Annotated in this window: 19 protein-coding genes; 9 read left to right on the forward strand and 10 right to left on the reverse strand. The window is 47.8% G+C overall.

The genetic code is table 11. The features are described from left to right. The first annotated feature begins 4 nt into the window (after positions 1-4). The 5 genes from RDW05_RS01280 (at position 5) to RDW05_RS01300 (ending at position 3,386) form a co-directional block, all read left to right on the forward strand. Positions 5-964, forward strand: a complete 960-nt coding sequence (locus RDW05_RS01280) for a branched-chain amino acid ABC transporter permease (RefSeq protein WP_307977550.1) — start codon at positions 5-7, stop codon at positions 962-964. Beyond that, the gene (locus tag RDW05_RS01285; RefSeq protein WP_021719845.1) at positions 939-1,712 is read left to right on the forward strand and encodes an ABC transporter ATP-binding protein; all 774 of its coding nucleotides are present in this window, start codon (positions 939-941) and stop codon (positions 1,710-1,712) included. Before RDW05_RS01280 ends, RDW05_RS01285 begins: the two co-directional genes overlap by 26 nt. After that, entirely contained in the window at positions 1,712-2,416 is a 705-nt protein-coding gene (locus RDW05_RS01290; protein ID WP_009145532.1) for an ABC transporter ATP-binding protein, read from the forward strand. The genes RDW05_RS01285 and RDW05_RS01290 overlap by 1 nt, the downstream gene beginning before the upstream one ends. 104 nt (positions 2,417-2,520) lie before the next feature. Continuing rightward, positions 2,521-3,180, forward strand: a complete 660-nt coding sequence (locus RDW05_RS01295) for a CBS domain-containing protein (protein ID WP_307977551.1) — start codon at positions 2,521-2,523, stop codon at positions 3,178-3,180. Continuing rightward, positions 3,180-3,386 (forward strand): DUF951 domain-containing protein, encoded by a 207-nt coding sequence (locus tag RDW05_RS01300; protein WP_009145534.1) that lies wholly within the window; start codon positions 3,180-3,182, stop codon positions 3,384-3,386. Before RDW05_RS01295 ends, RDW05_RS01300 begins: the two co-directional genes overlap by 1 nt. A gap of 647 nt (positions 3,387-4,033) precedes the next feature. Here RDW05_RS01300 and RDW05_RS01305 read toward each other — a convergent pair. Further along, a complete protein-coding gene (locus tag RDW05_RS01305) occupies positions 4,034-5,206 on the reverse strand; it encodes an MFS transporter (protein ID WP_307977552.1) in 1,173 nt (390 codons plus the stop codon). Between the two features lie 505 nt (positions 5,207-5,711). Here RDW05_RS01305 and RDW05_RS01310 point away from each other — a divergent pair. Both RDW05_RS01310 and RDW05_RS01315 read left to right on the forward strand, forming a co-directional pair. Further along, positions 5,712-7,166: a flotillin family protein gene (locus RDW05_RS01310; RefSeq protein ID WP_293722586.1), complete on the forward strand. Its 1,455-nt coding sequence runs from the start codon at positions 5,712-5,714 to the stop codon at positions 7,164-7,166. A gap of 69 nt (positions 7,167-7,235) precedes the next feature. Next, the gene (locus RDW05_RS01315) at positions 7,236-7,664 is read left to right on the forward strand and encodes a DUF523 domain-containing protein (RefSeq protein ID WP_307977554.1); all 429 of its coding nucleotides are present in this window, start codon (positions 7,236-7,238) and stop codon (positions 7,662-7,664) included. A gap of 118 nt (positions 7,665-7,782) precedes the next feature. On the opposite strand, the gene RDW05_RS01320 is transcribed toward RDW05_RS01315, so the two are convergent. The 9 genes from RDW05_RS01320 to RDW05_RS01360 all read right to left on the reverse strand — a co-directional run bounded on the left by RDW05_RS01320 (position 7,783) and on the right by RDW05_RS01360 (position 17,550). Then, positions 7,783-8,910, reverse strand: coding sequence for a 2-hydroxyacyl-CoA dehydratase family protein (locus tag RDW05_RS01320; RefSeq protein WP_307977555.1), 1,128 nt, complete (start codon positions 8,908-8,910; stop codon positions 7,783-7,785). 1 nt (position 8,911) lies between these two features. Further along, the gene (locus RDW05_RS01325; RefSeq protein WP_374110994.1) at positions 8,912-10,201 is read right to left on the reverse strand and encodes a 2-hydroxyacyl-CoA dehydratase subunit D; all 1,290 of its coding nucleotides are present in this window, start codon (positions 10,199-10,201) and stop codon (positions 8,912-8,914) included. Then, on the reverse strand, positions 10,201-10,992 hold the full coding sequence (locus tag RDW05_RS01330) for an acyl-CoA dehydratase activase (RefSeq protein ID WP_307977557.1): 792 nt from the start codon (positions 10,990-10,992) through the stop codon (positions 10,201-10,203). The genes RDW05_RS01325 and RDW05_RS01330 overlap by 1 nt, the downstream gene beginning before the upstream one ends. A 30-nt stretch (positions 10,993-11,022) precedes the next feature. Continuing rightward, complete coding sequence (locus RDW05_RS01335; RefSeq protein ID WP_307977558.1) at positions 11,023-12,225, reverse strand: CaiB/BaiF CoA-transferase family protein; 1,203 nt, start codon at positions 12,223-12,225, stop codon at positions 11,023-11,025. Between the two features lie 96 nt (positions 12,226-12,321). After that, complete coding sequence (bioF, locus tag RDW05_RS01340; RefSeq protein ID WP_307977559.1) at positions 12,322-14,223, reverse strand: 8-amino-7-oxononanoate synthase; 1,902 nt, start codon at positions 14,221-14,223, stop codon at positions 12,322-12,324. Between the two features lie 178 nt (positions 14,224-14,401). Then, positions 14,402-14,887 carry a hypothetical protein gene (locus tag RDW05_RS01345; RefSeq protein WP_307977560.1) on the reverse strand — a complete coding sequence of 162 codons (486 nt, stop codon included), beginning with the start codon at positions 14,885-14,887 and terminating at the stop codon, positions 14,402-14,404. Positions 14,888-14,897: 10 nt separating this feature from the next. Next, entirely contained in the window at positions 14,898-16,253 is a 1,356-nt protein-coding gene (gene bioA, locus RDW05_RS01350; protein WP_307977561.1) for an adenosylmethionine--8-amino-7-oxononanoate transaminase, read from the reverse strand. A gap of 168 nt (positions 16,254-16,421) precedes the next feature. Next, entirely contained in the window at positions 16,422-17,105 is a 684-nt protein-coding gene (bioD, locus tag RDW05_RS01355; RefSeq protein ID WP_304258209.1) for a dethiobiotin synthase, read from the reverse strand. A 229-nt stretch (positions 17,106-17,334) separates the two neighbouring features. Next, entirely contained in the window at positions 17,335-17,550 is a 216-nt protein-coding gene (locus tag RDW05_RS01360) for a 4-oxalocrotonate tautomerase family protein (RefSeq protein ID WP_246869428.1), read from the reverse strand. Between the two features lie 323 nt (positions 17,551-17,873). Here RDW05_RS01360 and RDW05_RS01365 point away from each other — a divergent pair, with 323 nt between their 5' ends. Together RDW05_RS01365 and panB are read left to right on the forward strand one after the other, a co-directional pair. Next, a complete protein-coding gene (locus RDW05_RS01365; protein WP_307977562.1) occupies positions 17,874-18,722 on the forward strand; it encodes a DUF2520 domain-containing protein in 849 nt (282 codons plus the stop codon). Beyond that, a complete protein-coding gene (gene panB / locus RDW05_RS01370; protein ID WP_307977563.1) occupies positions 18,715-19,554 on the forward strand; it encodes a 3-methyl-2-oxobutanoate hydroxymethyltransferase in 840 nt (279 codons plus the stop codon). The genes RDW05_RS01365 and panB overlap by 8 nt, the downstream gene beginning before the upstream one ends. Positions 19,555-19,623 lie beyond the last annotated feature (69 nt).

Genomic DNA, 19,623 nt, shown 5'->3' on the forward strand with positions numbered 1-19,623 from the left:
TGGTATGAATGCAATTAGAAAATTTGATTTAAAAGCCATAGTTGCCTGCGTTATCGTTTTTGGTATCGTACAAGGCCTGCTCTTTGGCGAAATCATCGGTCCCTTCTGGGAGCTGAACATTATCCTTATCTGCATCAACATTATTCTTGCAGTCAGCCTGAACCTGATTAACGGTTATACCGGTCAGTTCTCTATCGGTCATGCCGGTTTCATGGCAGTCGGTGCTTATACCAGTGCTATTATGACGGTTAAGCTGGGTATGCCCTTTGAAGCAGGTCTGGTTGTAGCAACCCTGGCCGCCGGCCTGTTGGGCTTTTTGATTGGCTTGCCTACACTGCGTCTTGATGGTGACTATCTGGCAATCGCAACCTTGGGCTTAGGCGAAATTATCCGTATCTGCATCCTGAACATTGATTATGTCGGCGGTGCATCCGGTTTAATGGGCATTCCCCGTATGACCAATTTCGCGTATACCTTCTGGATTATGATAGGTATTATCTTCTTCATCAAGAACTTTAAAAACTCTTCCTATGGCCGTTGCTGCCTGGCAATCCGTGAAAACGAAATTGCTGCAGATACCATGGGTATCAACACTACTAAATATAAAGTAATGGCATTCACCTTCGGTGCTGCTTTTGCCGGTACTGCAGGCGCACTCTTCAGCCACTACTTCTTCCTGGCGCATCCTGCGTCCTTCACCTTCATGCGTTCCTTCGATATCCTGACCATGGTTGTTTTGGGCGGTCTTGGTTCTATGACCGGTGCTATTACCGGTGCAACCTTGCTGACCTTCATTTCCGCTTATTTGTCGGATTACCCGGAATGGCGTATGATTATCTATTCTGTTACTATGATTATCCTGATGCTGTACCGTCCGCAAGGCTTGTTCGGCAGCAAGGAATTGAGCTTGAAAATGTTTAAATTAGGAGGTAAGGACAATGGCAGAACTGCTGAAGGTAGATAATGTATCCATGGTTTTCGGCGGCCTGCGTGCCGTTTCCAATCTTTCCATGCATATCGACGAGGGAGAGCTGATTGGCCTTATCGGTCCTAACGGTGCCGGCAAGACAACAGCCTTCAATATGATTACCGGTGTATATACACCGACCGAAGGCAAGGTATATTTTAACGGTCAGCAAAGCAGCGGCAAGAAATCTTATCAGGTTACGCAGATGGGTATGGCACGTACCTTCCAGAATATCCGCCTGTTCTCCGAGCTGAGCGTTATCGACAATGTAAAAATTGCTTATAATATGCACGTAACCTATAATCTGGCTGATGCTATCGTTCGTGATGGCAAATATCTCAGCGAAGAAGAATATATTACACAAAAGGCTCTTGATTTGTTGAAAATCTTCCATCTGGAGGAAGAAGCACATGAGGTAGCAAAAAACCTGCCTTATGGTAAGCAGCGTCGTCTGGAAATTGCGCGTGCTTTGGCTACCGAGCCTAAGCTGCTGCTGCTGGACGAGCCCGCTGCAGGCATGAACCCGCAGGAAACCAAAGAGCTGATGGAAATGATTCGCTGGATTCGTAAGGAATTCAATCTTTCCATCCTGCTGATTGAACATGACATGGGCTTGGTAATGGGTGTCTGTGAGCGTATTTACGTACTGGAATACGGCATGAAGATTGCCGAAGGTACTCCGGAAGAAATCAAACACAACAAGCGCGTTATTGAAGCATACTTGGGCGAGGAGGTTATCAACTAATGTTAACTGTTGAAGATATCAATGTATATTATGGCGCGATTCACGCTATCAAAGGTATCAGCCTCGATGTTCCCGATGGTGAAATCGTAGCGCTGATCGGTTCTAACGGTGCCGGTAAATCTACCACATTGCGCACCATTTCCGGTCTGATGAAACCTAAGACCGGTAAAATCTTATATGAAGGTCATGATATTGCCGGTGTACCGGCGCATAAAATTGTCGGCATGGGCCTGTGCCAGGTTCCTGAGGGCCGTCATGTTTTTGCCAATATGACTGTTCTGGAAAACCTGGAGCTGGGTGCTTATCTGCGTAAGGATAAGGATGGAATTGCCAAGGACATGGATGATGTCTTTAAAAAATTCCCGCGTCTGCTGGAACGTAAGGACCAGCTTTCCGGTACGCTTTCCGGTGGCGAGCAGCAGATGCTGGCTATGGGCCGTGCGTTGATGAGCCGTCCTAAGCTGCTGCTGCTGGACGAGCCTTCTATGGGTCTTGCCCCCTTGCTTGTAAAGGAAATTTTTAATATAATAAAGGAAATCAACGAGAGCGGTACTACCGTTCTGTTGGTTGAACAGAACGCTAATATGGCGTTGTCCATCGCTGATAAGGCATACGTTCTGGAAACAGGACGTATTACTCTGAGCGGTACAGCTAAGGAGCTGGCAAGCAGCGAGGCTGTTCGCAAAGCATATCTCGGCGGCTGATTAATATATAAATATAAATGCGTCGGGTTGCTTTATATTTGCCTTAAAGTGAAATGATTATATTAAAATGATTGTGTTCTATAGTCAAAGGAGGTAAAACTCATATGTTAGTAAAAGATATTATGACTGAACCTGTTGTTACTGCACGAGAGGATCAATCGATTTTGGAAGCACGCGAGATTATGCGTGGCAAAAGGCTGATCAGCCTGCCGGTTGTAGATGATATGCAACGCGTACGCGGTATTATTACCAGTGATGATATCGGCAAAGCTTCTCCCAGTGACAGCAGCACGCTTTCCCGTTATGAGGCTAACTATCTGCTGGGACGTCTGAAGGTTAAAGACGTTATGAAGCGTTCCGTTATAAGCGTTGAGGCAGAAGATACTATCGAATATGTTGCTTACAAGCTGTATAAATACAGAGTCAATGCTCTGCCTGTAGTAAATCAGGAGAACAAGCTTTGCGGTATTGTTTCCCGAAGTGATATCTTCCGTTCTATCGTAGAAATCATGGGTATGAACCGCAACTGCCTGCGTATTACTATTGAAGCACCTGATAAGGTTGGTGTTGTTGCGGAAATCTCCAACATTATGAAGGAAGACGGCATTAATATTATTTCTCTGGTAACCAAGCAGCATGGTGATGGCACTGCGGAAATTACTATTCGTGCCGCTCTGAATAATAATGGTATGGATATCATTGAGCAAATCCGTGAAGCAGGCTATGAGGTCAGCGACGTAATGACTTTGGACGGTATTGAATAATGCTTTCCGGTAAGGATGTTAATGTAGGCGATATCGTCAAAATGAAAAAAGCTCATCCCTGTGGCAGTGATGAGTGGGAAATTACCCGTACGGGTATGGACTTTGGCATGAAATGCTGTGGTTGCGGACATTTTGTGATGCTGGCGCGGACTAAGTTTGAAAAGGCTGCGAAGGCGGTTGTGAAGAGCGCTGCAGCAGAAAAGTAAATAAACAGATAAAGAGAACGCTCTCTTGCTATCGGTGGGTAGCAGGGGAGCGTTTTTTGAGTAGTATGTGATACTTTTTGCCCGGGGCGGCAAAAAGTATCCAAAAAACGCCCTGCGTAGCTGCTTCGCCGGATTCCGGCGACTAGATTAGCAGAATTTTTCACGTCGCTGAATTTTGCGAGGTGTGCTTACTGAGTGGTTCGTCAACGCTCCAGCGAAAAATTCCCTGTCGGTCCGTTGCCTGCGAGCTTGCGCGTAACAAAGACGTGCCGGCGAACCCGTCGTCCGTTCCGGTCTGCGCAGCGCGAATGGTAGCGTTGCAAAAAACAGGCTGAGGTTGAACTGGAACTTGAACAATAAAAATAAGCTGTTAGCGTGTCTTGTGACGTACTGGCAGCTTATTTTTCTTGATGCGTTTTACGTACTGCGTGAGCGCATATTTGATTTCATAAAGAATTCTTGGCGTGCCAAACATTCCGACCTTTAAGTTTGAAACTTGGTAAATACAAAAGTTTTAGGAAAATAATTCCTAAAACTATACAAAAATGCCAAGTTTTGGGAAAAATCTTCCCAAAACTTTTGCAATCAAAAACGAGCAGGCTTTAGCGTTGGTGCTAAAATCAGCTCGTTTTGATATATGACGCATTTTACATTTTCAGCTTGCAGAAAACGTACTTGGCAATTCCTGCTTCAATGACAAGCAATAAGGCAACGAGTTCAAACACCGCGCTGATATTGATACCATGGGCGACAAAGCCTAAAAGTGCGGGACCTAGAATAACACCTGTATAACCTAAACTGGTTACAGAAGTTACCGCAGCGCTGATAGGCATGTCCTTCTGATATTTTAAGAGCGAATAAAACACAGGGACAATGTTGGCACAACCAAGGCCGATGAGAATGAAGGCAAAGGTGTTGAGATACAGGTTATCTAAAACAACTACGAGCGCAAAGCCTGCTGCCGTGACGATGCTGCCGCCGATAACAGCTTTTTGTTCGCCTAAAAATTGTACAGTTTTATCGCCTAAAAGACGCATGATGAGCATAGCAACGGAAAAGATAGCGTAACCTGTGCCTGCCAACGCTATATCCATATTTTTCACTTCGGTGAGCAGTACGCCGCTCCAATCCATAACTGCACCTTCAACAAGGAAGGAAATGCAGGCGAGAATGCCTAAAACGATAACAATGCCGCGTGGGATAGCAAAGGCCTTTTCGCCGCCGGGGCTTTTATAATCCAGTAAGTGACGGCCGAAAACTGCCAGCAACGCTAAAACAATAGCACAGTGCAGTGTGGCGATGAGCGTTACGTTTAAGCCTGAAGATGCCAGTACGCTGAAAAGACCTGCGCTGGCAAAGCAGCCGATACTCCAAAAGGCATGCATACCACTGAGCAGTCTGCGGCCTGCGAGCTTTTCTACAATAACAGCGTTGGTGTTCATGCTGACATCCGTTGCGCCCATGACGGCACCAAAGACAGCAAGCGCGATGGCATAGCTCCAGATGTTTGGCAGGCAAGAAAGCAGCACGGAAATTAGTGCCATCAGCGTTGCAACTGTGATGACGACTTTTTTGCAGCCAAAGCGTTGTACGAGTGCGCCGGCTAAAGGCATAAAGATAAAAGCGCTGATACCGATGCACAGAAGCAAAAGGCCAAGTACATCCGCTTCAAGGTTCAGGCGTGCTTTGACCATGGGAATCATCGGTGCCCAGGTGGAAATGACGAAGCCTGGCAGGAAGAAGGCGACACGCGCTGCATTGATTTCTTTGCTGCCGACAGAAATATTTTGTAAAGTATTTTCGGGTTTGTTGATTTGCATTGTAAAAACTCCTTTCGTTACATAAGTAGCTATGAGAGCTTTTATGGGTTGAATGTTGCCATAATTTATCTAAAAAAGCGGGATGAAATTCGTTTGAATCCTATCCCGCTTCAATAGCTTGAGCGCTACAATTCCTCTGATAAATTATGATGATTTTACCACGAGCATATTTTGTTGTCAACGTAAGGTATTTAATTGTCTTGCGATATAGTTTCAAATTGATTGGCATTTGTTGCTTTACATATAGTGTAGGTGTGGGTTTAAGTTTTGAAAAATTTTCTGGCCTGCAAGTTGGCTTGCTAGCAAAATCGTAAGGCCTGAGAAGAGTCTGCCCAAATCTTTTTGACTGATAGATTAATTCCTGTAAAAAATCCACCCTGCTTTTATCATAATGATTTAAAGTATTGTAGAAATGTTCAAAATGTAACGAATAATTCCCTTGTCTTTCATGGTTGCCTATGCTATGATTTAACTAAAGCGTTTAGATGATAAAGGGGGAATTGTTTTGACTTACGGAATTGTTTTTCTAATTATTATTTTCCTGGTTTTATTTATTATTGCGGCCAAGACCTGTTATGTAAAGGCACCGCCAAACGTGGCTTATATCATTTCCGGTATTACGAAGAATCCGCGTATCCTTATCGGTATCGGCGGCTTTAAAATTCCGCTGCTGGAGCGAGTGGATATGCTGTATCTGGGGCAGATGTCCGTTGATATCAAAACCAGCCAAAGCGTTCCGACCAATGACTTTATTAACGTTAAGGTTGATGCGGTTGCCAAGATTATCGTTGATAAGGAAAACGGTATTTATCTGGCAGCGCGCAACTTTTTAAATATGGAGCCGGCGGATATTACGCGCAGCCTGCAGGATTCTCTTGAGGGTAATATGCGTGAAATTATCGGCACGCTGGATTTGAAGAAGATTAACGTTGACCGTGATTCCTTCTCTGACGAAGTGCTGAAAAAGGCTGCGAAGGATATGGAGAAGTTGGGCATCAGCATTTTGAGCTGCAATATCCAGAACGTTGTTGATGATAACGGTCTGATTGTCGATTTGGGTGCAGATAATACGGCGAAAATCCGCAAGGATGCTTCTATCAGCAAGGCTGTTGCTGAGCGAGATGTGGCTATTGCCGAGGCTGCTGCCAAGAAAGAGGCTAATGATGCACAGGTGCATGCTGATTTAGCGATTGCACAGCGTCAGAACGAGCTTTCTATTGCCAAGAGCGAGCTGAAGCGTACTGCCGATATTAAAAAGGCAGAGGCAGATGCTGCTTATGCTATCCAGCAGCAGGAGCAGCAAAAGTCGATTGAGGTGGCAACTGTGAACGCACAGATTGCTAAGGCTGAGCGTGAAGCTGACCTTAAAAAGCAGGAGGTATTGGTAAAAGAGCAAATCCTGGCTGCTACTATTCAGAAGCAGGCGGATGCTGACAAATACAGAGTTGAACAGGATGCGTTGGCTGAGCAGGCTAAGAGGCAGCGTGAAGCAGAGGCGCAAAGATATGCGATGGAGCAGGAGGCTGCCGCTATTAAAGCCAAGGGCGATGCAGAGGCTTATGCCATCAGAGTAAGAGGCGAGGCTGAGGCTGCCGCTATTCAGGCGAAGGGCGAAGCTGAGGCTGCTGCTATGGACAAGAAGGCCGAGGCTATGAAGAAATACGGTCAGGCTGCTATGGCTCAGATGGCGATAGAGGTGCTGCCGCAGGTTGCTAAAGAGGTTGCTGCTCCGCTTAGTAAGGTGGATAAGATTACGCTTTACGGCGAAGGCGGTATGGGCAGTCTTTCCGGTAATGTTCCTTCCGTAATGGCTAAGGTTTTCGATACGGTGAAGAGTGCTACCGGTATTGATCTGCAGGAGATTGCTAAGGGTGAAACCTACGATGCTAAGGTTAACAAGAACATCAGCATTGACGGTAAGCTGCCGGAAATTCCTGTAGAAATCAGCAAGGAAGAATAAACATGAAAATAAGCTGTTAGCATCAGGCATGTTAGTAGCTTATTTTTACAATAACGGAGGAATGTTTCTTTGAAGATTCTCGTGAGTTCCTGTTTATTAGGCAAAAACTGTAAGTATAACGGCGGTAATAACTTAAATCAAGGTGTGCTGGAATTTATCGAAGGTCATGAGGTTATCGGCGTTTGTCCGGAGCGGCTGGGAGGCCTCTCTACCCCTCGCTTGCCGGCAGAAATTGTTGCTGGTCTTGTGACAAACAAGGAAGGCGTCAGTGTGGACAATGAATTTCGCAAGGGTGCACAGGAGGCATTGGCAGTTGCTTTGGAGAATAAGGTGGATTTGGCAATCCTGCAATCACGCAGTCCCAGCTGTGGTGTTAAGGAAATTTATGACGGCAGCTTCAGCGGTAAGAAGATAAAAGGGCAGGGCGTGTTCACCAAGTTACTTTCTGCACGTGGAATTAAGGTGCTTGATGCCGAGGATGTGGCTGAGCATAAATAACAGTGCCTGAAAAAGTTGGTTTATAAAAATTAAAAGGCAAGGTCTTAGGAGGTTTGTTTCCTAGGCCTTGCCTTTTTTTGTGCTTTAGCTTACAATATTTTTCTTTTAACCTGCTTTATTAAAGCATTTCAGCAAACGTCTGGATTCTGGTGTGAAGCTGTTCAAAGCTAGTGTTGAGCGGATCAATCTCTACAGTCAGGCAGGGATAGCCTGCTTTGTTTAAGTCAGCTTCAAGCCAGGGCTGGTCGTATTCTTCAGGATCGCAGAATTTCATTAAGCAGTTAATAACGCCATCGGCCTGTGTTTGCTGGCAAAGTTCTCTTAAGAGGGAACCGCGTGGCTTACCAAGCTCATGAATCAGGCTGCAACAGGTGCGGTTCTTCCATTGGAGTGCTAAACGTTTCAAACCACCGCCTCCGTTTATAGGGATATCAGTTCTAAACTGACGGCTTTCCTGCGCAAGGTCATCACCGACAACAGCAAGCTTATTCTTGGTAAGTATTTCAAGAAAAGCATCAGGTTCGCCGGTAATGCCGGTGAGAATAACCTTCCTTCCAACAAAATTATAATCCGGTAATGCTTTAAGACTTTCATTAATTTCCTTTACAATGGCAGTATGCTCACTCTTTTCAAAGAAAAGAGCACTTTTCATAATTGCATGGCGTACTGCAGGCGTAATGATATCAAGATGCTTTACTGCGAGCGTGGTAAAATCTCTCATAACTGCATTATGCTCATTGTAAATTTCAATTGTTCGAAAGAGCGCTTTTTCGGTCATCATCTGACCGGTAATAGTAGCCAGCATGACAAGAACATTTTCATATTCACTGATAAGATAATCAGTACTTGCTGTTGAAGCACGGTTTTGCGGGTAGACAATGGGAATCATCGGGATATCAGGAACGCCAAAGCGCCAGTTCTGAGTCATACAGCGCAGTGTGTCGCAGATTGCCGGGATTATGACACCGCTGAGTCCTTTGTAGGTGCCGTTCAGGCCAAGTTCCAGGTTGGCCTGCATGATGGGGCAGGCGAAAGGTGGCAGGTAGCTTTTTACAAGCTTTAAGTCTGTCTGGCCACCCCAAAGGCCCAGTGGAATCATACCGCTGGCATGCACGAGCTCTTCCGGTGTATATGGTTCAAAGCAGCCGATAACCTTTTTACCCTCTGCCAGATATTTATCAAGCTGAGCCCGGGGATTTTGACAGGCCTGCTTAAGACTTTCAATATTTGTGTGCAAATCAGCCATTTTATAAATCCTCCTTATTCTGCTGCATAACTTCAACTAGGCCTTGAATTCTTGTTTCAAACTGAGCTTCACTGTAGTTGCGGTAGTCAGCCTGATCACCGTCAAAGGAAGTGAATGGGATGCCTGCAGCTTTTGCGAGCTGACGCTGTACTTCCATCATCTGGCAGTCCATAACCTTGCAGCTGCGGTTAACATGGTAGATTGTACCTTCGCAGCCAAAACGTTTCAAGGCTTCAAGCCGACGTTCAATCATCGTGCTGGCATTATCACCGTTTGTAGAAGCGAAGCAATAGGCGCGTGCCATGCCATCGAGGTCATTATATTCAATGGCCCAGGCTTTGCCGTAGCTGGAAGCAACCATGTTAATGCCATACTTTTTTAAAGTGCGAAGATTATGGCTTAGGTATGGCCAGCAGGCAATGCCGTCCCAAGAGATGCGAAATTGTTCAGCAACAGGGAAGGTAGATGTTCCGTCAGCTATATGCTGTTCAATTTCACTGTTTAATTGCTTCAAGATGGCGGTAGAGGAAGTTTTGCCGCGGTTGCAGACCATAGAGGACATATAGTTGAAGAGTTCAAATCCACTTAGGGGAGCCGGTTTGCGGTCAAGCAGATTATTGGCACGCTCCCATAGGAAGCTGTTGCGCTGGCTGATTTTCATTACTTCTTTAAAATGTTCATCGTCCCATGTTTTGTCGGTAAACTCACAGAGGTTTTTGATGAGCTCATCAATTTGTGCGCGCACATAGCGGACACGGCTTTCAGTAACGTAATCCCAGGGATTATAGCAGGTGTCGATGAAGAAGATGGGTATCTGCAGTTGGCGAGCCAGATTTTCATACCACTTGGTGAGCTGGTTGCAGATGTTGTTGGTGAGCAGCAGAAAATCAGGCTTTACCAGCTTGCCGCCGTCGGGAAGCTCTAGAGCGCTTTCGCCGTTTAATACGGAGGCATAGGCGAGGTTGAGCTTGGCGTAGGCGCAGAGGTCGTTGGCGTAGCCGAGCGGCCCTTCGCACTCCTGCAGGAGTGCATCTGCCTGATGTCTGGCAGCAATGCCTGCGGCATGGTTCTCAGGATAGAGCACGTTAAGTCCCAAGGTTTCGGCAATTTCCTGCGGAAAAATGGAAGCGGACCAGCCAACCTTTTCGCCGCGCTCCTTGGCGAGGCGTGCATTTTCAAAAAGGGCGGCACTTTGCTCGGCCAGCATGAGCATGCTTTTTGGCTTTGGCCGTTTAGGCTTGACCTGCGGAGCGCTGTCCGCTGCTTTTATCGTTGCTATACTTTCACTCATCATCTTCGCTCCTTCGCTTGCAATAGTTTTTCATAGGCCAGTACAGCTGCACCGATGGCACCAGCGGACTGGCATAAGGGATCAACAAGAATCGGACAGCCCATTTCCTTTTCCATGGCTCGGACAACGCCGCTGTTTAAGGCTACACCGCCGCTCATGGCCAGGCAGGTTGGATGTCCCAGGCGGAGCGCCATGCCTGCAACACGTTTGGCTACGGAATTGTGAATGCCTGCGGCAATATCTGCCAGAGGAACCTGCACGGACAGCTGGCTGATTACTTCGGATTCGGCAAAGACAGTGCAGGTGTTGCTGATTTTCGCCGGCTGCTTGCTTGCTGCGGACAAGGGGCCGAGCTGCTCGATAGGAACGTTTAAAACTCGTGCCATTACGTCCAGAAAACGTCCTGTCCCTGCTGCGCATTTATCATTCATCTGGAAAGCGAGAAGCCTTCCCTGTGGCGATAGCTTGAGAGCCTTGGCATCCTGACCGCCTATGTCGATCACTGTGTCCGCCTGCGGCAGCAGCAAATGAATGCCCTTGGCGTGGCAGCTCAGCTCGCTGCTCTGCTCATCTGCTTTAGCACAAATCAGCCGTCCATAGCCAGTTGCTATTGTATAAGCAATCTGCTCATGCGAGATACCGGACTGCTCAAAAATTTCGGCTAAGGCCCTTGCGGGGCCGATAGTACCCGTTCCCAGCGGCACAACGACGTGGGCTGCAATTTTTTTGCCGTTTTCCAGAATAACAGCTTTGCTGGTAGTGGAGCCGATGTCTATGCCTAGTGTGTACATAAAATGACTGCCTCCTTTGACGAAAATAAATTAACGGATATCATTAGCTGCATACAACGACTGGATTTTTTCCTCGCTGTAGCCAAGCTCTTTGAGAATTTCTGCTGTGTCGCAGCCAATCGGGCCGGAGGTTTTATGCGGAATTTCAGCTGGATCGACAGAGCGGAAGTGAGCCGGACCGTTGGTAAAGACAGTTTTTGTTCCGTCACTGTATTCATAATGATAGGCATAATTGTTGGCGATAACCTGTGGATCGTTGGGCACATCCTTAAAATGCGCGAGTACCTCATGCGGCAAATCGTGAACGTATAAAAGCTCATGCCAATAGGCAACAGGCTGCTCCCTGAATTTCTTATCAAGGATAGCGACAAGCTCTTTTTTATTTTCGTAATAGGCTGCAGCGGTGGAAAATCTTGCGTCGCTCAATAATTCAGGAAGACCGATAAGCTGGCAGAATTCAGGGAAACGGCGGTAATCAATGATTGCCAGATACAGCCATTCTCCATCAGCTCCCTGATAGGTGTTGCTGCATGCATGGCTGCAGTCCTCATGACTGCGGGGGTATTGACGTCCATTGAAGCCGTTTAGGAGGCCGGAGGAAAGAATAAAGGTGCCAATCTGCAAAAGGGAAACGTCAACCTTATCTCCTGCGCCTGTTCTTTCTCTGCGGAAGAGGGCAGCTGCAATAGCACCGGCAAGTGCTGCGGCAACGCTATGGTCGCCAAAACCCGCAACAGTCATAAGTGGCGGGCCGCCTGCCGGAGCCAGATCTGCCAAAAGACCTGTTCTGGCATAAAATGCAGTATAGTCATAGCCGGGACGGTCTTTTTCCGGGCCTTCTTCACCGTAGCCTAGTACAGAAGCATGGATGAGCCTTGGATAAGCATCTTTTAACTGATCGTAGGTAAGGCCGATTTTTTCTAAAGCCTGCACACGATAGTTAGTTACAAAAACATCTGCTGTTTCCAGTAATTTCATTAAGATATTTTTGCCTTCAGCTGTTCTGGTGTTGATGGAAAGAAAGCGTTTGTTTAAGTTTTGCATATCAAAATTAGGATTAGCGATTTCTGTTGTGGGAGAAAGAGAGGTAGCTCCCTGCGTTCTCCAGGTGTCGCCGTTAGTAGATTCTACTTTAATAACATCTGCTCCCCATTCGGCCAAAATTCTGGCAGTCATTGGTCCTGCCAGCATATTGGAAAGTTCAATTACCTTAATCCCCTCCATAGGTTTCATGAGTGGTTTCCTCCTTCGTATTGTCATAGAATTGATAACAAAAGCTGAGAAATATAAAGTCAGACTTTAGGTTTCTCAGCTTTGGGCTGCATTGCTTTATTTTTTATACTTTCTGATTGCTGCACCAATCAGCTTCGCTGTCTGCGACAGCTCTGCTTCGGTATGCGTTGCCATGAGGGCAACACGCAGGCGCGCAGTACCCTTTGCTACCGTCGGGTAGCGGATAGCAGGGGCGAGCACGCCGTTTGCCAGCAGCTCATCTGCAACCTGCAGAGCGGACTTCTCATCGCCGATGATAATAGGAATGATGGCGGTGGGAGAGTAGGCTTCTACGCCTTCAGCATGCAGAGCGTTTAAGAAAAACTTAACGTTATGCTGCAGCATTTGCGCACGCTGCGGTTCTTCTTCCAGCACCTCGATAGCTCGCAGTGCTGCGGCAAGGGCAGCAGGAGCCTGCGAGGTGGCGAAGATGAAGCTGCGTGCTTTGTTCTTGAGATAGTCGATGATTACCTTGCTGGCGCAGGCATAGCCGCCCTCGGAACCGAGAGCCTTGCTGAGCGTGCCCATGAGAATGTCCGGCTTGTAGGTGCTGCCGAAATGTTCAAGCGTGCCATGACCGGTTTTACCGATTACTCCTGTAGCGTGTGCTTCGTCAATCATCGTCAGCAGGTGATATTTTTTGCCCAGCGCAACGAGTGCAGGCAGGTCAACAATATCGCCGTCCATGCTGAAAACAGCATCGCTGACAATTAAGCCGCGGCTGCAGGGAGTGGCAAGAATTTTCGCTTCCAAATCCTGCATATCGTTATGCTTATAAACAACGATGCGAGCCTTGGAAAGGCGTGCACCGTCGATAATGCTGGCGTGGTTATATTCGTCACTGAAGATAACGCTTTCGCTATTGCACAGCGCGGAGATAATGCCGACGTTGGCCATATAGCCTGTGTTGAACACCAGCGCTCCTTCGGTACCCTTGAACTGCGCCAGCTTGCTTTCGAGTGCTTCATTCAGGGCTGTGTTGCCTGTGGTCAGGCGGCTGCCGCCGCTGCCTGCGCCCCATTGGAGCGCGGCGTCTGCTGCAGCCTGCTTTACACGTGCGTCTGCGGCTAAATCAAGATAGCTGTTAGAGGCAAACATTAAAATTTTGCGTCCCTGCATTTCGACGTAGCTGCTCTGCTCGCTGTCCATGGTGCGCAGACAGCGGTAAAGGTTCTGCTCCTTGAGCTGCTTTAATTCGTCAGCAAAAATCTGCTGTGGGTCAGGATTAGCAGGCTTTTCGACAGGCAGACCGCGCACAAGCACACGCTGTTTTTCCAGGTAATTGATAGCATCTTCAGCCTTAGCCCTGGTGCTGTCAAAAATGAAGACGCGGCCGCCATGCGGATTGCCAATTTCCTTCATTGGCATGAGGCGTACATAACCATGCTTTAAGGATGCAAGGTAGCCGACGAGGTAATCGGGATCATCGGAAAGGCACAGTTCGGCGATGATGCCGGGGGCGTTAACAACCTTAGTGGCCAGTACGATGGCCTCGCGGAAGTGGTTTTTACCGCTGCAGTTGCTCGCCGCGCCTTCAGCGTCCATATAGGTTACGCGGATGCCGCGCTCGTGGTCAGGCTCAAGTCTGGAGTTTGTGGCAACGTCGTAGAGTACGGCGCCGCGCATAGGGTGGTTGTGACGTAAAAGGTCGATTAATACATCTGCCTTGGCTTCCAGTCCCAGCTCGCAGAGCATTTCCTTCATGATTTTATAGGTTTCTTCTACCGTGTCTGCAGGACGTTTGCTGACGGGCAGAGCGTCGAGGTATTCCAGCTTTTCCGGTGCTACCTCTTCCATCTTGACATTGATGAAGTCGGCGCGGCCGAGACCGTGGTGCAGAGCGCGTTCGGTAAGGGCGCTGACAGCGCTGCCGATATCGGCTTGCGGGATAATGCGTTCAGCGCCGCTGACGTGCAAATCGCCTTTGGATGCGCGCATTTTGATGCTGTATAAGGGCATAGGGAAAACTCCTTTGTGTTTTGAATTCAGTGTTAAAATTTGCCCCCTTTCGCCTCACTATGTTCGGCACCTTCCCCAAAGGGGCAGGCAAGAATCTGCAATCGGAATTTCTTGGTTCCCCCTTGGGGGAACTGTCGAGCGTCAGCGAGGCTAAAGGGGGCTTCTCTAAACTTATTTATCAGCCTCTGAGCAAAGCAACCTTGGTAAGCAGCTGTTTTGCGGGCTTATAGAATGCACCGGCAGCAATCGCGGTAAAAATCATACCGGGAGCAGCTGCTGCGGTGAGTGCAACCCAGCTAACACCAGTAACCTGCCACAGCACAAGGCGTGCAGCGAAGGTGCCTATTGGACCGCTGATAGCGACGGTGAGCAGATTAGTGCCCAAAAGCGTCATTGTGCCACCGACAACAAGACGGAATACCATTTGTACAATTACGTTGAAGATGTTGTACGTACCAAGCATCATACCCAGCATGCTGGCTAAAACACCGGCGATAATATAACGCTTAAAGCCGAAGCAGGCGCAGATGAGCACAGCGATGGGCGAGGATAATTGGAACTCGCCGCCAGCAAGCGGGGAGGGAATTCTGAATGTGCCGGAAATGATAATCAGAATGGCCAATAAAGCGGTTGTGGTCAGGTCTCTGGTGTTTAAATCTTTCATTTATTACTCCTTATTTTAAAACCTCATCCATGGATTGTTTAGCCAGTGCTATAGCCTTATCCAAATCTTTATTTTCAATATTCAGCGGCGGGTTGAAATAGATAACGTTGCCCAGAGGACGCAGCAGCAGACCATGAGTCAGTGCTTTTTTATAAATCTCGTAGCCGATACGCAGGTTACCGTCGAAGCCGATTTTCTTATTCTTATCGGTAACAAGCTCCATCGCGTTAATCAGGCCGATATGACGGATTTCACCGATGTTCTTGTGAGATCCGAAGGTATCCATGAGTGCATTATGGAAGTATGCTGCTTTTTCGGCAGCATGCTCAAGAATTTTTTCTTCCTTCATAATCTTGAGTACAGCGAGGGCAGTTGCGCAGCCTATGGGGTTACCGGCATAGGTGTGGCTGTGCATGAACTGCTTGCCTTTGTTGTAGTCATCATAGAAGGCATCGTAAATCTTGTCTGTGGTGCACACAATAGCCATCGGCAGGTAACCGCCGGTGAGAGCCTTACTGATGGTCATGATATCCGGGGTGATACCGGCATGGTTGCAGGCGAACATTTTGCCTGTTCTGCCGAAGCCGGTAGCAATTTCGTCGGCAATTAGCAGTACGCCGTATTCATCACAGAGCTTACGCAGCTTTTGCAGGTAGAGAGGCGGATAGATACGCATGCCTGCGCAGCCTTGAACGATAGGCTCAACGATGATAGCAGCGGTTTCTTTGGCATACTTAGCAAATGCTTCTTCAGCAAATTTGAAGCATTCGCATTGGCAGTGCTCGCGGTCTTTAGCAAACGGGCAACGGTAGCAATCAGGTGCCTTTACATGGATGTTATTCATCATCATGGGTTTATACATTTGTGCGAACAGGTCCATGCTGCCTACGGAAAGAGCGCCGATGGTTTCGCCGTGATAGCCTTCGCTGAGGCACATGAAGCGCTGTTTTTCCGGGTGACCGGTCTGCAGCTGATATTGGAAGGCAATTTTCAGTGCGATTTCTACAGAAGAGGAGCCGTTATCGGCAAAGTTGAATTTGTTCAAGCCTTTTGGGAGAACATCAACCAGCTCTTCGCACAGCTTGATAGCAGGCTCGTGGGTGAAGTTAACGAAGATAACGTGCTCTAATTGTTCAATCTGCTCTTTGATGGCAGCGTTGATTTTGGAATTGCAGTGACCTAAGAGGTTGCACCACCAGCTGCTGATGATGTCGAGATATTCGGTGCCGTCGGCTGCGTAGAGGTAGGGGCCTTTAGCGTGGTCAACGATGATAGGACGTAAGGTTTCGTAGTCCTTCATTTGGGAACAGGGATGCCAGATGTGGGCTAAATCTCTTTTTTGTAAATCTGCTACTCTATCGTTCATGTTTTCTTCCTCCTGAGTTTTGTGTCATTATTGTTTATTCCCCCTTCTGCTTCACGTTGTTCGGCACCTTCCCCGTAGGGGCAGGTAAGAGCGTGTAATTAGGACTTTCTTGGTTCCCCCTTGGGGGAACTGTCGAGCTTTAGCGAGACTAAAGGGGGTTGTTTATTTTTATTTATATAATCCTTTAAGTACTTCTACATCAATATCCAACTCGCTGGCGTTCGGCGGTACGCAGGCAAGTACGGGGACCGCTGTAATTTCTTCCATCATACGCTTGTTGTCGGCCTGCATGAAGTTACTGCCGTCGTAGTTGTTCAAAATGATGCCGCGGACGGGAATGTTTTTCTGCTTGAGGTAGGAGATGGTCAGCACGCAGTTGTTTATGGAACCGAGCGCTGCGTTGGAGATTACCAGTACACCTAAATCAAGCTTTTTGATGATGTCCTCGAGCAGGATGTGCTCTTCATCCCAACGGATAGGGCAGATGATGCCGCCGCTGCCTTCCATGGTAACGTAATCATATTTGGCAAGAGAAGCCTGATAATCAGCTTCAATCTTTTCCATTTCTACGGGATTGCCCTCGCGCAGTGCTGCCAGATGCGGGGAAACTGCTTCCTTATAAATGTAGGAAACAAGATTTTCCGGTTTTTCAGGGATGTGGGCAGTTTTGGCAACAAAGTCTGCGTCACCCGGCAGCCAAGTGCCGTCGGGCTGTTCTTCGGCGCCGCTCAGTGCTGCTTTGTAATAGCCTGCGTTGACACCTGCATCACGCAAGCGTTTAACAAGCAGGCCGGTAACATATGTTTTACCGATATCTGTTCCGATTGCTGTAATGAAAAGACCTTTACTCATAATATTCACCTTCGTAATTTATTTTGGTTAACTTAAGATTCTACAAGGTTAACTTTAGCATAGCTTAAGTATACGCTGTGAAAATTTTAATGTCAACCTAGTAAAATAGTATGGTTAACCATGAGGGCTGGGCATAAAAAAAGACTGACAGCTATATTTTGTGGTTATAGCTGTCAATCTTTGCTTATTTTGTGGTTAACGAAAAATCACCTTAATATAAAGGAAAAAATTATTTTTTTGCTGCCGCGTTTTTACGGATTTCGGTTACAGGGACGCCGCCGATGCCCCAGTTATCTGTATCAACCTCGTCGATGGTGACAACAGTGGTGGATTTGTTTTTGCCTAAAACGTCGTGCAGAAGATTGGTTGCGCCTTCGATGAGAGCGCGCTTCTGCTCCGGGGTAACGTTACCCTCTTTGGTGATTTTGATGTTTACATAGGGCATGCTGATGACCTCCTTGCATTTTTCTTTCATAATAGCATATTTTGCTTGCAAACTGCGCAGTTCTATGCTATTATAAGTGCGGTAAAATTTACTGATGCACAGTAGCATTTAGGATGAGCTGGAGCAGTTAACAGTAAAGCTTACTTCTGAAAAATTTTAAGTCAATACTCGCTTGGATCTATAAGACCGGGACGAAGACGCAAACAGGCTAACTATGCGCATTCCGTACCGGAATGCGCTTTTTTATATGCTTCGGCATTAATCGGCAATTCCGTAGCCTTGAATTTGCACAGCGTCTCCTGTGGTCAGAAGGGAGGGCAATCTTGAAGGTTGGTATTATTGGCGGTGGACGCGTTGGCAGCCGTTTGGCTGCAAGCTTGCGTGAAGCAGGTGTGCTGGCCGGCATTACGGCTGCATCCGAGCAGCACAGCGCACAGCTGGCACAGCAGTTTGGCGTACCGGTGACGGATAACGCGAAGCTGTGGCAGGCAGCGGACGTGCTGTTGCTTACCGTACCGGATCGTTTAATTGGTACGGTAGCAGAGGAGCTGGCGCAAAGCGTGACGCCTGCAGCTAAGGTTGTGCTGCATGTGAGCGGCAGTGTGGGACTGGAGCCGTTGGCTCCGCTTATGCAGTTGGGAGCACACGTAGGCAGCCTGCATCCGCTGCAGAGTTTTGCCGGCGGCAATACACAGCTTGCAGGTGTGTATATGGCGTTGGACGGTGACAGCGAAGCGCAGGACGCAGGCAAAAAGCTCGTAGAGCTTTTTGGCGGTAAAGCGTTCAGCGTACCGGCTGAAGAACGTGCGGCCTACCATGCGGCAGCGTGCATCTGCTCGAACTATGCTGTAGCGGTGGAGGCTATGGCGGCGCAGCTGATGGCGCGCTGGACCGGCAGCAACGAAGCTGCCTGGGAAGCGTTGCTGCCATTATTCAAAGGCACGGCGGCTAATTTGCAGGTTACGCAAAATCCTGCGGCGGTTCTTACAGGACCTATTGCCCGCGGTGATGTCAGCACGGTAGCGAAACATCTTGCTGCCTTACCGGCAGCTGTAATTTCTGCCTATTGCTCTCTGGGCCTGGCGACAACCTCGCTGGCCCTTGCTAATGGCACTATTGACGAAAAAGCAGCTGATGAGCTGAGAAATTTGCTTGGAGGATATTATGGCTAACAAACAAGTAACAGTCGCAACGATTAAAGAAATGAAGCAAAAGGGCGAGCCTATCACGATGATAACCGCTTACGACGTAGCAATGTCCCGCAACGTGAACGAAGCAGGCGTAGACATGATTCTTGTAGGTGATTCCCTGGGTAACGTAATTTTAGGATATAATTCCACAGTCCCTGTAACGATGGATGAAATGATTCATCACACCAAGGCTGTTATGCGTGGCAACAGCACTGCTTTAGTAGTTGGCGATATGCCGTTTATGAGCTATCAGGCAAGCATTGTTGATGCAATGTATAATGCTGCACGCTTCCTGAAGGAAACAGGCTGTACAGCAGTTAAGCTGGAGGGCGGCTCCGAGGTAGTTCCTCTGGTAGAGCGCCTGACACAGGCCGGCATTCCCGTATGCGCTCATATCGGTCTGACTCCGCAATCTGTAAATCAGCTGGGCGGCTTCAAGGTACAGGGCAAGGATATTGCCGCTGCACAAAAAATGATTGATGATGCCAAGGCTTTGGAGGCTGCAGGTGCTTTTGCCTGCGTGCTGGAATGCGTTCCGGCAGCACTGGCTGCGAAGGTAACCGCTGAGCTGAAAACCATGGCTACCATCGGTATCGGTGCCGGCAACGGCTGCGACGGTCAGGTGCTCGTATGCAATGATTTGCTGGGTGTTTCCAACGGTTTCTGTCCGAAATTTGTTAAGAAGTATGCTAATCTGCATGATACTACCGTAGAAGCAGTAAAGGAATATATTGCCGATGTTAAGGCAAGAACCTTCCCTGCTCCGGAGCATACCTTCAAGATTGACGATGCTGTTTTAGAAAAATTATATTAATACTTTCATAAATAAAGACTAACTATAAAAAGTCAAGGAGGCAAAGATAAAAAACTTAAACCAAATAGA

It is taken from the genome of uncultured Phascolarctobacterium sp. (assembly GCF_902463975.1).
Classification (GTDB): domain Bacteria; phylum Bacillota; class Negativicutes; order Acidaminococcales; family Acidaminococcaceae; genus Phascolarctobacterium_A.

What these genes read in the sequence shown, in the direction of transcription:
- RDW05_RS01280 (WP_307977550.1), top strand. Translation starts at nt 5, where the DNA reads ATGAATGCAATTAGAAAATTTGATTTAAAAGCCATAGTTGCCTGCGTT.
- RDW05_RS01285 (WP_021719845.1), top strand. Translation starts at nt 939, where the DNA reads ATGGCAGAACTGCTGAAGGTAGATAATGTATCCATGGTTTTCGGCGGC.
- RDW05_RS01290 (WP_009145532.1), top strand. Translation starts at nt 1,712, where the DNA reads ATGTTAACTGTTGAAGATATCAATGTATATTATGGCGCGATTCACGCT.
- RDW05_RS01295 (WP_307977551.1), top strand. Translation starts at nt 2,521, where the DNA reads ATGTTAGTAAAAGATATTATGACTGAACCTGTTGTTACTGCACGAGAG.
- RDW05_RS01300 (WP_009145534.1), top strand. Translation starts at nt 3,180, where the DNA reads ATGCTTTCCGGTAAGGATGTTAATGTAGGCGATATCGTCAAAATGAAA.
- RDW05_RS01305 (WP_307977552.1), bottom strand. Translation starts at nt 5,206, where the DNA reads ATGCAAATCAACAAACCCGAAAATACTTTACAAAATATTTCTGTCGGC.
- RDW05_RS01320 (WP_307977555.1), bottom strand. Translation starts at nt 8,910, where the DNA reads ATGGCTGATTTGCACACAAATATTGAAAGTCTTAAGCAGGCCTGTCAA.
- RDW05_RS01325 (WP_374110994.1), bottom strand. Translation starts at nt 10,201, where the DNA reads ATGAGTGAAAGTATAGCAACGATAAAAGCAGCGGACAGCGCTCCGCAG.
- RDW05_RS01330 (WP_307977557.1), bottom strand. Translation starts at nt 10,992, where the DNA reads ATGTACACACTAGGCATAGACATCGGCTCCACTACCAGCAAAGCTGTT.
- RDW05_RS01335 (WP_307977558.1), bottom strand. Translation starts at nt 12,225, where the DNA reads ATGAAACCTATGGAGGGGATTAAGGTAATTGAACTTTCCAATATGCTG.
- bioF (WP_307977559.1), bottom strand. Translation starts at nt 14,223, where the DNA reads ATGCCCTTATACAGCATCAAAATGCGCGCATCCAAAGGCGATTTGCAC.
- RDW05_RS01345 (WP_307977560.1), bottom strand. Translation starts at nt 14,887, where the DNA reads ATGAAAGATTTAAACACCAGAGACCTGACCACAACCGCTTTATTGGCC.
- bioA (WP_307977561.1), bottom strand. Translation starts at nt 16,253, where the DNA reads ATGAACGATAGAGTAGCAGATTTACAAAAAAGAGATTTAGCCCACATC.
- bioD (WP_304258209.1), bottom strand. Translation starts at nt 17,105, where the DNA reads ATGAGTAAAGGTCTTTTCATTACAGCAATCGGAACAGATATCGGTAAA.
- RDW05_RS01360 (WP_246869428.1), bottom strand. Translation starts at nt 17,550, where the DNA reads ATGCCCTATGTAAACATCAAAATCACCAAAGAGGGTAACGTTACCCCG.
- panB (WP_307977563.1), top strand. Translation starts at nt 18,715, where the DNA reads ATGGCTAACAAACAAGTAACAGTCGCAACGATTAAAGAAATGAAGCAA.